This window comes from Streptomyces thermoviolaceus, from assembly GCF_045209695.1.
GTDB classification, from domain to species: Bacteria; Actinomycetota; Actinomycetes; order Streptomycetales; family Streptomycetaceae; genus Streptomyces; species Streptomyces thermoviolaceus.
In genome coordinates this window covers 1,559,193-1,572,443 of the sequence record NZ_CP109280.1, presented here as the reverse complement: position 1 = coordinate 1,572,443, position 13,251 = coordinate 1,559,193, and the positions used below count along the sequence as shown (strand labels likewise).

The 13,251-nt window shown below is 73.0% G+C and carries 11 protein-coding genes and 1 pseudogene; 11 read left to right on the top strand and 1 reads right to left on the bottom strand.

The window, feature by feature from the left end:
• Positions 1-241 precede the first annotated feature (241 nt).
• From OG899_RS06800 to ftsH, 5 genes are all read left to right on the top strand, one after another.
• The gene (locus tag OG899_RS06800; protein WP_125499441.1) at positions 242-1,591 is read left to right on the top strand and encodes an ammonium transporter; all 1,350 of its coding nucleotides are present in this window, start codon (positions 242-244) and stop codon (positions 1,589-1,591) included.
• Positions 1,588-1,926 carry a P-II family nitrogen regulator gene (locus OG899_RS06795; RefSeq protein WP_125499442.1) on the top strand — a complete coding sequence of 113 codons (339 nt, stop codon included), beginning with the start codon at positions 1,588-1,590 and terminating at the stop codon, positions 1,924-1,926. Before OG899_RS06800 ends, OG899_RS06795 begins: the two co-directional genes overlap by 4 nt.
• A 44-nt stretch (positions 1,927-1,970) precedes the next feature.
• Positions 1,971-4,448 carry a [protein-PII] uridylyltransferase gene (locus tag OG899_RS06790; protein ID WP_168131270.1) on the top strand — a complete coding sequence of 826 codons (2,478 nt, stop codon included), beginning with the start codon at positions 1,971-1,973 and terminating at the stop codon, positions 4,446-4,448.
• Positions 4,449-4,615: 167 nt separating this feature from the next.
• Positions 4,616-6,172 (top strand): signal recognition particle protein, encoded by a 1,557-nt coding sequence (ffh, locus tag OG899_RS06785; protein ID WP_168131271.1) that lies wholly within the window; start codon positions 4,616-4,618, stop codon positions 6,170-6,172.
• 178 nt (positions 6,173-6,350) lie between these two features.
• A complete protein-coding gene (gene ftsH / locus OG899_RS06780; RefSeq protein WP_125499445.1) occupies positions 6,351-8,333 on the top strand; it encodes an ATP-dependent zinc metalloprotease FtsH in 1,983 nt (660 codons plus the stop codon).
• Positions 8,334-8,442: 109 nt separating this feature from the next.
• On the opposite strand, the pseudogene OG899_RS06775 reads toward ftsH, so the two are convergent.
• Positions 8,443-9,181, bottom strand: a pseudogene (locus OG899_RS06775) (VOC family protein).
• A gap of 498 nt (positions 9,182-9,679) precedes the next feature.
• Here OG899_RS06775 and OG899_RS06770 point away from each other — a divergent pair.
• From OG899_RS06770 to rplS, 6 genes are all read left to right on the top strand, one after another.
• Positions 9,680-10,276 (top strand): hypothetical protein, encoded by a 597-nt coding sequence (locus tag OG899_RS06770; RefSeq protein ID WP_125499446.1) that lies wholly within the window; start codon positions 9,680-9,682, stop codon positions 10,274-10,276.
• Between the two features lie 309 nt (positions 10,277-10,585).
• The gene (rpsP, locus tag OG899_RS06765; RefSeq protein ID WP_125499447.1) at positions 10,586-11,008 is read left to right on the top strand and encodes a 30S ribosomal protein S16; all 423 of its coding nucleotides are present in this window, start codon (positions 10,586-10,588) and stop codon (positions 11,006-11,008) included.
• A 5-nt stretch (positions 11,009-11,013) separates the two neighbouring features.
• On the top strand, positions 11,014-11,253 hold the full coding sequence (locus OG899_RS06760; protein WP_003973401.1) for an RNA-binding protein: 240 nt from the start codon (positions 11,014-11,016) through the stop codon (positions 11,251-11,253).
• A gap of 82 nt (positions 11,254-11,335) precedes the next feature.
• Positions 11,336-11,896, top strand: coding sequence for a ribosome maturation factor RimM (gene rimM / locus OG899_RS06755; protein ID WP_125499448.1), 561 nt, complete (start codon positions 11,336-11,338; stop codon positions 11,894-11,896).
• Positions 11,896-12,729, top strand: coding sequence for a tRNA (guanosine(37)-N1)-methyltransferase TrmD (gene trmD / locus OG899_RS06750; protein WP_125499449.1), 834 nt, complete (start codon positions 11,896-11,898; stop codon positions 12,727-12,729). Before rimM ends, trmD begins: the two co-directional genes overlap by 1 nt.
• A gap of 136 nt (positions 12,730-12,865) precedes the next feature.
• Positions 12,866-13,216 (top strand): 50S ribosomal protein L19, encoded by a 351-nt coding sequence (rplS, locus tag OG899_RS06745; protein ID WP_125499450.1) that lies wholly within the window; start codon positions 12,866-12,868, stop codon positions 13,214-13,216.
• Positions 13,217-13,251: the final 35 nt, after the last annotated feature.

Genomic DNA, 13,251 nt, shown 5'->3' with positions numbered 1-13,251 from the left:
AGGCCGCGGCCGGTCCCTGTCCGCCCCGCGACGCACGGTTCATCCGGGCGTAACACTCCGGGAGCCTTTGTCACCCCGGCGAAACACCGAGGCGCGCCCGCCGAAACCGTGCTGCGCCAACCTCGTCGGCACAACCGGCCCACCGCTCACCGTCCGGACGACGCGCGGCCCCCTCGGACCGCACCGTCCGGACCGCACGGCTTCGCCCGCACGGAGCCGTACGACCGACGAGGAGACGCCGATGGCACCAGCCATCCTGCTCGCGGCGGACGCACCCACGCTGTCGTCCGCCGACACCGGCTTCATGCTGATCTGTTCCGCCCTGGTGATGCTGATGACCCCGGGCCTTGCCTTCTTCTACGGAGGCATGGTCCGCGTCAAGAGCACCCTCAACATGCTGATGATGAGCTTCATCAGCCTCGGGATCGTCACCGTCCTGTGGGTGCTGTACGGATTCTCCGTGGCCTTCGGCACCGACCACGGCTCGCTCGTGGGCTGGGCCGGCGACTTCGTCGGCCTCGGCGGCATCGGCAAGACGGACCTGTGGTCCGGGACCACCATCCCGATCTTCGTCTTCGCGGTCTTCCAGCTGATGTTCGCGATCATCACCCCGGCCCTGATCAGCGGCGCCCTGGCCGACCGGGTCAAGTTCAGCGCGTGGGTGCTGTTCGTGGTGCTGTGGGCCACGATCGTGTACTTCCCGGTCGCCCACTGGGTCTGGGGCGAGGGCGGCTGGGCCTACGACCTCGGGGTGATCGACTTCGCGGGCGGCACCGCCGTCCACATCAACGCCGGTGCCGCGGCGCTCGGCGTGATCCTCGTCATCGGCAAGCGCATCGGCTTCAAGAAGGACCCGATGCGCCCGCACAGCCTGCCCCTGGTCGTGCTCGGCGCCGGGCTGCTGTGGTTCGGCTGGTTCGGCTTCAACGCCGGCTCCTGGCTGGGCAACAGCGACGGCGTGGGCGCCCTGATGTTCGTCAACACGCAGATCGCCACCGCGGCCGCCCTGCTCGCCTGGCTCGCCTGGGAGAAGATCCGCCACGGTGCGTGCACCACGCTCGGCGCCGCCTCCGGCGCGGTCGCCGGCCTGGTCGCGATCACCCCGTCCGGCGGTGCGGTCTCCCCGCTCGGCGCCCTCGCGGTCGGCGCCGTCGCCGGTGCCGTGTGCGCCATGGCCGTCGGCCTGAAGTACCGCTTCGGCTACGACGACTCCCTCGACGTGGTCGGCGTCCACATGGTCGGCGGCATCATCGGTTCCCTGCTGGTCGGCTTCTTCGCCAGCGGCGAGGGCCAGTCCGACGTCAAGGGTCTGTTCTACGGCGGCGGCCTGGACCAGTTCTGGAAGCAGTGCGCCGGTGTGCTCGGCGTCCTCGCCTACTCCCTCGTCGCCTCCGCCGTCCTCGCCTTCCTGATCGACAAGACGCTCGGGATGCGGGTCGGCGAGGACGAGGAGGTCTCCGGCATCGACCAGGCCCAGCACGCCGAGACCGCGTACGACTTCAGCGGCGCCGGCGGCGGTGTCCTCGCCTCCGTGACCGCCCCCCTCGCTGCCGCCGGGCAGCCGAAGCAGACCAGGAAGGTGGACGCATGAGGCTCATCACCGCCGTCGTCAAACCGCACCGGCTCGACGAGATCAAGGAGGCCCTGCAGGCCTTCGGCGTCCACGGGCTGACCGTCACCGAGGCCAGCGGCTACGGACGCCAGCGCGGTCACACCGAGGTCTACCGCGGTGCCGAGTACACCGTCGACCTCGTGCCCAAGATCCGCATCGAGGTGCTGGCCGAGGACGAGGACGCCGAACAGCTCATCGAGGTCCTGGTCAAGGCGGCCCGCACCGGCAAGATCGGCGACGGGAAGGTCTGGTCCGTGCCGGTCGAGACGGTCGTACGGGTCAGGACGGGCGAACGCGGCCCGGACGCGCTCTGAGCGCGGGCGAGGGGCCCGGACGGCCCGAGGACAGGAGGTGCCGGGTGACGTACACCGACGACACGCGGAAGGAAGCGGACGGCGTGGCATCCGGCGGCTACGCGGCGGCACGGCTGCGCCTGCTGACCGCACCGGGTCCGTCCGGGCCGCGGCGCCGCGCCGCCCTCGCCCGGCTCACCGACGAATGGCTGGCCGGCCTGTTCACCGCCGCCGTCGGCGGCCCGGCCCGGGGCATCGCCCTGGTCGCCGTCGGCGGCTACGGCCGCGGTGAGCTCTCCCCGCGCAGCGACCTCGACCTGCTTCTGCTGCACGACGGCGCCGACGACGCCGCGGTCGCCGCCCTCGCCGACCGGCTCTGGTACCCCGTGTGGGACCTCGGCCTCGCCCTGGACCACTCCGTGCGCACCCCGGCCCAGGCCCGCCGCACCGCCCGCGACGACCTCAAGGCCCAGCTCGGTCTGCTGGACGCCCGCCACCTCGCCGGCGACCTCGGCCTGACCACCGCGCTGCGCACCACCGTGCTGGCCGACTGGCGCAACCAGGCCCCCAAGCGCCTGCCGGAGCTGCGGCAGCTGTGCGCCGACCGGGCCGAGCGCCGGGGCGAACTGCGCTACCTGCTGGAACCCGACCTGAAGGAGGCCCGCGGCGGCCTGCGCGACGCCACCGCGCTGCGGGCCGTGGCCGCCTCCTGGCTGGCCGACGCCCCCCGCACCGGCCTGGACGAGGCCCGCCGGCGGCTGCTCGACGTCCGCGACGCCCTCCACCTGACCACCGGCCGCGCCACCGACCGGCTCGCCCTGCAGGAGCAGGACCAGGTCGCCGCCGCGCTCGGCCTGCCCGACGCCGACGCCCTGCTCCGGCAGGTCTACGAAGCGGCACGGGTCATCGCCTACGCCGGCGATGTCACCTGGCGTGAAGTGGGGCGCGTGCTGCGCTCGCGCGCCGTGCGGCCGAGGCTGCGCGCCGTGCTGGGCGGCGGCAGACCGGCCGCCGAACGGACCCCGCTCGCCGAAGGAGTGGTGGAGCAGGAGGGCGAGGTGGTGCTCGCCCGCACCGCGCGCCCCGAACACGACCCCGTGCTGCCGCTGCGCGCCGCGGCCGCCGCCGCTCAGGCCGGCCTGCCGCTCTCCCCGCACGCCGTGCGGCACCTGGCCGCCACCGCACGCCCGCTGACCGTGCCCTGGCCCACCGAGGCCCGCGAACAGCTCGTCACCCTGCTCGGCTCCGGCCGCCCCACCGTCGAGGTCTGGGAAGCACTGGACGCCGAGGGACTGATCACCCGGCTGCTGCCCGACTGGGACCGGGTCCGCTGCCGCCCGCAGCGCAACGCCGTGCACCTGTGGACCGTCGACCGGCATCTGATCGAGACCGCCGTGCGCGCCTCCGCCCTCACCCGCCGGGTGCACCGCCCCGACCTGCTGCTGGTCGCCGCACTTCTGCACGACATCGGCAAGGGCTGGCCCGGAGACCACGCGGTCACCGGCGAGACCATCGCCCGCGACACGGCCGCCCGCATCGGCTTCGACCGCGCCGACGCCGACGTGCTCGCCACCCTCGTCCGCCACCATCTGCTGCTCGTCGAGACCGCCACCCGCCGCGACCTGGACGACCCGGCCACCGTCCGCGCGGTCGCCACGGCGGTCGGCACCCGCACCACCCTGGAACTGCTGCACGCCCTGACCGAGGCCGACGCCCTGGCCACCGGCCCGGCCGCCTGGTCCGCCTGGCGCGCCTCGCTCGTCGGTGACCTGGTCCGGCGCGTCGCGGCCCTCCTCGCCGGAGAGACCACCGGGACGCCGGAGCCCTCCGCCGAGCCCACCGCCGAGCAGGAACGGCTCGCCGTCGAGGCCGGCCGCACCGGCGGTCCCGTCCTGGCCCTGCGCGCCCGCACCGAGCACCCCGGGGAGCCGCCGGAGGACCCGGCGGCGCCGGACGACGCCGAGCCGCAGCCCCTCGGCGTGGAACTGCTCATCGCCGTCCCCGGCCGGCCCGGCGTGCTGCCCGCGGTCGCCGGGGTGCTGGCCCTGCACCGGCTGACCGTCCGCACCGCCGGACTGCGCGCCCTCGACCTGCCCGCCGGCCTCGACGGCGGCCCCGTGCTGCTGCTCGACTGGCGGGTCGCCGCCGAGTACGGCAGCCTCCCGCAGGCCGCCCGGCTGCGCGCCGACCTGGTCCGGGCCCTGGACGGCTCCCTGGACGTCGCCGCCCGCCTGGCCGAACGGGACGCCGCCCGGACCCGCCGGCGCGGAGTGGTGGCGCCCCCGCCGCGGGTGACGGTCGCCCCCGCTGCCTCCTGGCACGCCACCGTGATCGAGGTCCGCGCGCAGGACGCCCCGGGGCTGCTGTTCCGGATCGGGCACGCACTGGAGCAGGCCGGGGTGCGGGTGCGGAGCATGCACGTGTCGACGCTCGGGGCCAACGCCGTCGACGCCTTCTACGTGACCGGCGCCACGGGTGCGCCGCTGCCCGACGCGGAGGCCGCCGCGCTGGCGGAGACCCTGGAGAAGACCCTGCGGACGTGACCGCGCGGCCACGGTGCGCTGCCGCGGGCGTCTCCGGCGCCGGTGCGGACGGCCCCCGGTGCGTGCCGTCGCCCGCCTCGTCGCGCCGGGCGGGGACGATTGCCTTGCCGAGCCGGATACCCTGGAAGACGCTCAGACTGCCCCCGACACCGAGGACCGACGCCGCCGTGTTCGACACTCTCTCCGATCGCCTCTCAGCGACCTTCAAGAATCTGCGCGGCAAGGGGCGTTTGAGCGAGGCCGACATCGACGCCACGGCCCGCGAGATCCGCATCGCGCTCCTCGAGGCCGACGTGGCGCTGCCGGTCGTGCGCGCCTTCATCAAGCAGGTCAAGGAGCGCGCGCTCGGCGCCGAGGTCTCCAAGGCGCTCAACCCGGCCCAGCAGATCATCAAGATCGTCAACGAGGAGCTGATCGAGATCCTGGGCGGCGAGACCCGCCGCCTGCGGTTCGCCAAGCAGCCCCCGACCGTGATCATGCTCGCCGGTCTGCAGGGTGCCGGTAAGACCACCCTCGCGGGCAAGCTGGGCAAGTGGCTCAAGGACCAGGGCCACTCCCCGCTGCTGGTCGCCTGCGACCTGCAGCGCCCCAACGCGGTGAACCAGCTCAGCGTCGTCGCCGAGCGCGCCGGGGTCGCCGTCTACGCCCCCGAGCCGGGCAACGGCGTCGGCGACCCGGTCAAGGTCGCCAAGGACTCCATCGACCACGCGAAGGCCCGCGTCCACGACATCGTCATCATCGACACGGCCGGCCGCCTCGGCATCGACCAGGAGATGATGCAGCAGGCCGCCGACATCCGGGACGCCGTCCAGCCGAACGAGATCCTGTTCGTCGTCGACGCGATGATCGGTCAGGACGCGGTGAACACCGCGGAGGCCTTCCGCGACGGCGTCGGCTTCGACGGTGTGGTGCTCTCCAAGCTCGACGGCGACGCCCGTGGCGGTGCCGCGCTGTCGATCCGGCACATCACCGGCAAGCCGATCATGTTCGCCTCCAACGGCGAGAAGCTGGACGACTTCGACGCCTTCCACCCCGACCGGATGGCCTCCCGCATCCTCGACATGGGTGACCTGCTCACCCTGATCGAGCAGGCGGAGAAGACGTTCAGCCAGGAAGAGGCCGAGCGCATGGCCTCCAAGCTGGCCTCGCGCAAGGGCCAGGACTTCACCCTGGACGACTTCCTCGCCCAGATGGAGCAGGTCCGCAAGATGGGCTCCATCTCCAAGCTGCTCGGCATGCTGCCCGGCATGGCGCAGCTCAAGGAGCAGATCAACAACATCGACGAGCGGGACGTGGACCGCACCGCCGCGATCATCAAGTCGATGACGCCGGCCGAGCGCCAGGATCCGACCATCATCAACGGCTCGCGTCGCGCGCGCATCGCCAGGGGTTCCGGCGTCGAGGTCAGCGCCGTGAAGAACCTGGTCGAGCGGTTCTTCGAGGCGCGCAAGATGATGTCCCGCATGGCCCAGGGCGGTATGCCGGGTCTGCCGGGGATGCCGGGCATGGGCGGCGGCGCCGGCCGGCAGAAGAAGCAGCAGAAGAAGGCCAAGGGCAAGCAGCGCTCCGGCAACCCGATGAAGCGCAAGCAGCAGGAGCAGGAGGCCGCCGCCCGGCGTGCCGCGGCCCGCAACGGGGCCGCCGGCGGCAACGCCTTCGGGCTGCCGCAGCAGGGCGGCAAGGACTTCGAGCTGCCGGAGGAGTTCAAGAAGTTCATGGGCTGAGGCCCGCCGCGAACTTCAGGGGCTGAGGCCCGCCGCGAGCTTCCAGGGGCGAAGCCCGCCGCGCCGCGGGCGTGACGGCACCGAGGGCGTTCCCGGGCATCCCGGGGGCGCCCTCCGTCGTCCCCGGGGTCTCCCCGGACCGCGTGCCGGGCCGCGCCGAGTGCCGTAACGTCCAGGTATGGGCACTGCCACGCCCTCACCCGAGGCACCCGACCGGCCGTGGCGCACGGAAGGCGGCCGGGACGAAACATCCCGTCGTCCCCGCAGGCCGCGGATCCGCTGGTGGGCACTGCTGGTCACGGCGGTCGTCGTCTTCCTGCTCGCCTACGCCGGTCTGAGCACCTACACCTCCGGCAAGGAGCCGACGATCTCCTACACGGAGTTCAGCCGGCAGGTGGACGCCGGCAATGTCGGCATGATCTACGCCAAGGGCGACGCCATCCAGGGGCAGCTCAAGAAGGCCCAGCCCCGCCCGGACGGGGACGGCACCTACACGAAGTTCACCACCCAGCGCCCGTCCTTCGCCGGCGACCGGCTCTGGCAGGACCTGACCGACCACGACGTCACGGTGACCGCACAACCGGTGGTGGAGCAGCGCAGTCTGCTCGCCAATCTGCTGCTGTCGCTGCTGCCGATCGCGGTCCTGGTGGCGCTGTGGGTGTTCTTCGCCCGGCGCATCGGCGCCGGCCTGGGCCCCGGCGGTCTGCTGGGCCGCAAGGCACCGCCCCGGCCGGTCGAGCTGCAGCCCGGCACCCAGCGCACCACGTTCGCCGACGTGGCCGGCATCGACGAGGTCAAGGCCGAGCTGGACGACGTCGTCGACTTCCTCCAACGCCCCGACGACTACCGGCGCATGGGCGCGAAGATGCCCCGCGGGGTGCTGCTGACCGGCCCGCCCGGCACGGGCAAGACGCTGCTGGCCCGGGCGGTGGCCGGCGAGGCCCGGGTGCCGTTCTACTCGGCGTCCGCGTCCGAGTTCATTGAGATGATCGTGGGCGTGGGCGCCTCGCGGGTGCGGGAGCTGTTCGCCGAGGCCCGCAAGACGGCGCCGTCGATCGTCTTCATCGACGAGATCGACACCATCGGCCGGGCCCGCGGCGGCGGGGCGTCGATGGGCGGCCACGACGAGCGCGAGCAGACGCTGAACCAGATCCTCACCGAGATGGACGGCTTCTCCGGCTCCGAGGGCGTGATCGTGCTGGCGGCCACCAACCGTGCCGACGTCCTCGATCCGGCCCTGACCCGGCCCGGCCGGTTCGACCGCGTGGTCGGCGTCGCCCCGCCGGACCGCGCCGGCCGGCAGGCCATCCTGGAGATCCACACCCGCGGTATGCCGCTCGCCCCGGACGTGGACCTCGCCCACGTGGCCCGCACCACCCCGGGGATGACCGGCGCCGAACTGGCCAACCTCGCCAACGAGGCCGCTCTGCTCGCGGTCAAGAGGCGGCAGCGCGAGGTCACCCGCAGCGATTTCTCCGAGGCCCTGACGAAGGTCCAGCTCGGCGCCGAACGCGCCCTGGTGATGCCGGAGGAGGAACGGCGGCGCACCGCGTACCACGAGAGCGGGCACGCCCTGCTCGGCATGCTCCAGCCCGGCGCCGACCCGGTCCGCAAGGTCACCATCGTGCCGCGCGGCCGGGCGCTCGGCGTGACGCTGTCCACACCGGAGTCGGACAAGTACGCGTACACCGAGGAGTACCTGCGCGGCCGGATCATCGGCGCGCTCGGCGGCATGGCGGCCGAGCACGTCGTCTACGGCATCGTCACCACCGGCTCGGAGAACGACCTGGAGCAGGTCACCCGGATCGCGCGCGGCATGGTGGCCCGCTGGGGCATGAGCGAGCATCTGGGCCGCCTGTCGGCACTGCCCGACGACCCGCAGCAGGCGTACGGGCTGGCCGCCGCCCCGCAGACGCTGGACACCATCGACACCGAGATGCGCCGCATCGTCGACGAGTGCTACGAGGAGGCGTGCCGCAAGCTGCGGGACCACCGGGCACGCCTGGACGCGCTGGCCGAGGCCCTGCTGGCGAACGAGACCCTGGACGAGGCCGACGCCTACCGGGTCGCCGGCATCCCCCGCCCGGCCAGGAACGGCGACGGCGAGGAGACACGCGACACGGCGGCGCCCGGCGGCGGCACCGGGCGGTCCGCCGGATGAGCGGGCGTGCGTCGGGCCGGCGGAGCCGCGAGGTGAGGAGCCCTGCCTCCTGAAGCCGGCGCGGCCCCGACGCTCCCGTCCCGTCGGCGGCCGGTCGGGCCGGGGCGCGTCAGGACGGGGCGAGGACGCAGAACTCGTGGCCCAAGGGGTCCGTCAGGCACGTCCACGGAACGTCGCCCCGGCCGATGTCGAGGTCGGCGGCGCCGAGCGTGCGCAACCGGGCCACCTCCGCGTCCTTGTCGCCGCCGGGGCAGGGCAGCAGGTCGGCATGGAGGCGGCCCGGCGCGCTCGGCACATCGGGCGTGCGGAGGAACCTGAAGCACGGGCCGGTCTCCGCGGCGGAGCGGAGCACCGCCTGCTCGTCGGTCACCTCGTGCACCGTCCAGTCGAGCGCCCGGCCCCGGAACCGGGCCATGGCCCGGGGATCCGCGCAGTCGGCCACCACCGCGGCGATCGGTCCGGTGTCCCGGTGCTTCTCGGGCCGCAGCACGCGGAACTCGTTGCCCACCGGGTCGGCGAGGACCGTCCACGGCGCGGGTGCCCTGCCCCGCGCCGCCGGGTGTCGCGCCGAGCGCCCGCAGCCGTGCGAGCAGCTCCTCGTGGTGGGCAGCGGAGCGTGTGGCGAGGTCGAGGTGCACACGGTTCTTTCCGGTCGTCCCGTCCTCGGGGACCGGGACGACGTCGAGGCCGGCGTACTCCGGATGCGGCCAGACCAGTCCGCCGGCGGGCCCGACGTAGGTGGTCACGCCGGGGTGGTAGGCCTGTCAGCCGAGCGCCTGCGCCCAGGGCCGGCCGAGCGCCGCGGGGGCGAGAGGCTTGATGATCACATGAGCGGGGCGCAGCGCCATGCCGGGGATGCTGCCCGGCGCAGCGCGCCCGTCACCGTCCGCCGGGTCCGGGAACCGCTTCGCTGCCCGTCGCGTCCGATGTGCGTGCGAGGCGGTGCGACGCGTCCGCGAGCCGGTTCGGGACGCCGAGGGAGGGACGGTAACGTCACGGACGCCGCGCACGCTGAGTGTGATGCAGGCGTCTGGTGATGCGGGCGGCAGCTCGCCGGACGGCCGGGACGCCTCGTGCACCGCGGCGGGCGGCGTGCGCTCCGGCGTGCGACGAGGCCCGCACGCCCCTCGACGGCGCGGCGCGGGGGATCTGCGGCCGCACGGCGGCCGCCGCCAGGGGGGACGTACGCGGCCTACGCACCACCTTGGGGTGAGCTGTGAGGCTTCTCCGCAGATCGGCGCACCCGCCCTCGTCCGGACGCATCAGAGCCGACTGACGGGTACGTGCAAATTATTTGGGATGCCCCGGAATAGGAACACAGGAGCACCCACGCTCGTTCTCATTACGTGAGCACGACACAGACACCACCTGTTCTCGCCGCGGAGCTGGCGCAGGCGTGGGCCGACATTCAGCGGCACCACCCCGAGCTGCCCGATCTGGCCGCACCCGAGTCCCTGATCGGAGAGTCGTCGTCCGCGTGCGGGCACGAACTGTCCTTCGAGCGACTGCTGCACGAGGCAGTCCACGGCATCGCCGCCGCGCGCGGGGTGCGCGACACCTCACGGGCCGGCCGCTACCACAACCGCCGCTTCCTCGCCATCGCCGAGGAGCTGGGCCTGGACCACCCCGAGGAGCCGCACCCGAGCAGCGGTTTCTCCCTGGTCACACTGAGCGCCGAGGCCAAGCGGCGCTACCGTCCGACCATCGAGCGCCTGCAGCGGGCGCTGAAGGCGCACACCGCCGCCACCTCCGGCGACACCGGCCGCACCTTCCGCGGCCCGGCCGCCCGGCACGGCTCCTCCGGTGGCGGCGTCCGGGTCAAGGCGGTGTGCGACTGCGGGCGCAACGTCCGCGTCGTCCCCTCCGTCCTCGCGCAGGCCCCCATCGTGTGCGGCGGCTGCGGCAAGCCGTTCCGCATCCCGGAGGTCGCAGGGGCCGCCTGACGTCCGGAGGCCGCACCGGCATCTCGTGGATGCCGGGCCGCCGACGGTGACCGGTGACCGCACGGCGCCGGACAGCGCACCCGACACGACCCCCGCCGGGTCGGGTGCGCCGACGCGCGCCCGGCCGCGACCGGTCACCCCCGGGGCGGGACCGGTCCGCGGGGTATGGCAGAATGGCTGGCTGTACTCGACAGCCGCACAGGACCCCTCTCTCCTCCGGCTGACGCGTCCATCGGGCACCACGACTGCGCAACCCCACGCGGAGATCCGCCGTGCCCCACCACGTCAATTCCAGGAGAACCCACTCCCGTGGCAGTCAAGATCAAGCTGAAGCGTCTGGGCAAGATCCGTTCGCCTCACTACCGCATCGTCGTCGCCGACTCCCGTACCCGTCGTGACGGCCGGGCGATCGAGGAGATCGGTCTGTACCACCCGGTGCAGAACCCCTCGCGCATCGAGGTCGACTCCGAGCGTGTGGCGTACTGGCTCTCCGTCGGCGCTCAGCCGACCGAGCCCGTGCTCGCCATCCTGAAGAAGACCGGTGACTGGCAGAAGTTCAAGGGCGAGCCCGCCCCTGCGCCGCTGCTGCAGCCGGAGGAGAAGGCCCCGCGTCCGTCGTTCGAGTCGCTCGCCGGCGAGGACGAGGCCAAGGGTGAGGCGATCACCCCGAAGAAGAAGGCCGAGAAGAAGGACGAGGCCGCGGCTGAGTCCTCCGAGTCGACCGAGGCCTGAGCAACATGCTCGAAGAGGCGCTTGAGCACCTCGTGAAGGGCATCGTCGACAACCCTGACGATGTGCAGGTCGCCTCGCGCAACCTGCGTCGCGGGCGCGTGCTGGAGGTGCGGGTCCACCCCGACGACCTCGGCAAGGTGATCGGTCGCAACGGCCGGACCGCTCGCGCTCTGCGCACCGTCGTGGGCGCGATCGGCGGCCGCGGCGTCCGCGTCGACCTGGTCGACGTGGACCACGTCCGCTGACGCTTCAACGCAACCGGCTCGGGCCGGGGAAGGCCTTCGGGCCGTCCCCGGCCCGCAGTCGTATGACAGGAGATCACCCACAGTGCAGCTGGTAGTCGCACGGATCGGCCGCGCCCACGGCATCAGGGGCGAGGTCACCGTGGAGGTCCGTACCGACGAGCCGGAACTCCGGCTCGCCCCGGGCGCCGTCCTGGCCACCGACCCGCCCTCCGCCGGGCCGCTCACCATCGCCTCCGGCCGGGTCCACAGCGGCCGCCTCCTGCTGCGCTTCGAGGGGATCGACGACCGCAACGCCGCCGAGGCGCTGCGCAACACCCTCCTCATCGCCGAGGTCGACCCCGACGAGCTCCCCGAGGAAGAGGACGAGTTCTACGACTACCAGCTGATCGACCTCGACGTGGTCACCGAGGACGGCGTCACGGTCGGCCGGATCACCGAGATCTCGCACCTGCCCTCGCAGGATCTGTTCATCGTGGAGCGGCCGGACGGCAGCGAGGTGATGATCCCGTTCGTCTCCGAGATCGTCACCGAGATCGACCTGGAGGAGCAGCGCGCCGTCGTCGCACCGCCACCGGGCCTGATCGACGACCGGGCCGAGATCGCCTCCTCCCGCGACGCCGAGGCCGGACAGGACGGTTCCTGATGCGCCTCGACGTCGTCACGATCTTCCCCGAGTACCTGGAGCCGCTCGACGTCTCCCTCGTCGGCAAGGCCCGCGCCCGGGGCCGGCTGGACGTGCACGTGCACGACCTGCGGGCCTGGACCTACGACCGGCACCACACCGTCGACGACACGCCCTACGGCGGCGGCCCCGGCATGGTGATGATGACCGAGCCGTGGGGCGAGGCCCTGGACACCGTCCTCGCCGACGGCTACGAGGCCGGCTCCCACGAGCCCGCGCTGATCGTCCCCACCCCCAGTGGCCGCCCGTTCACCCAGGAGATGGCCGTCGAGCTGTCCGAACGCCCCTGGCTGGTGTTCACCCCGGCCCGCTACGAGGGCATCGACCGGCGGGTCTTCGACGAGTACGCCACCCGCATGCCCGTGTACGAAGTGTCCATCGGCGACTATGTGCTCGCCGGCGGCGAGGCGGCCGTCCTGGTCATCACCGAGGCCGTGGCCCGGCTGCTGCCCGGCGTCCTCGGCAACGCCGAGTCGCACCGCGACGACTCCTTCGCACCCGGCACCATGGCCAACCTCCTGGAGGGCCCCGTCTACACCAAGCCCCCGCGCTGGCGCGGCCGGGAGATCCCCGAGGTGCTGCTCAGCGGCCACCACGGGAAGATCGCCCGGTGGCGCCGCGACGAGGCACTGAAGCGCACCACGGCCGTCCGGCCGGACCTGATCGAACGCTGCGACCCGAAGGCCTTCGACAAGAAGGACCGCGAGACGCTGGCCGCCCTGGGCTGGGAACCCGACCCCGAGGGGGAACGGTACGGCCGATTTTGGCGCAGGGTGGACGCCGTGGAAGAATAGGCCGCTGCCCCGCGTGCGTCCGGCGTGCGCCCCTGCCACAGGGGGACACGACGCCCGCCCCGACGGCGCGGCGGTCTCATGGAAAATCCCTAGTTGCCGCTGATGACCTGTGGCATCAGCGAAGAAAGCAGACGACATGTCTCACCTGCTCGACACCGTCGACGCCGCGTCGCTCCGCAAGGACATCCCGGCGTTCCGCCCGGGCGACACCGTCAACGTCCACGTCCGTGTCATCGAGGGCAACCGCTCCCGTGTGCAGCAGTTCAAGGGCGTGGTGATCCGCCGCCAGGGCTCCGGCGTGCGCGAGACCTTCACGGTCCGCAAGGTCTCCTTCTCCGTCGGCGTCGAGCGCACCTTCCCGGTGCACACCCCGATCGTGGAGAAGATCGAGCTGGTCACGAAGGGCGACGTGCGGCGCGCCAAGCTGTACTACCTGCGTGACCTGCGCGGCAAGGCCGCGAAGATCAAGGAGAAGCGCGAGAGCTGAGCGCTGCTCCCTCGGATCACATCGGGGCGGGTTAG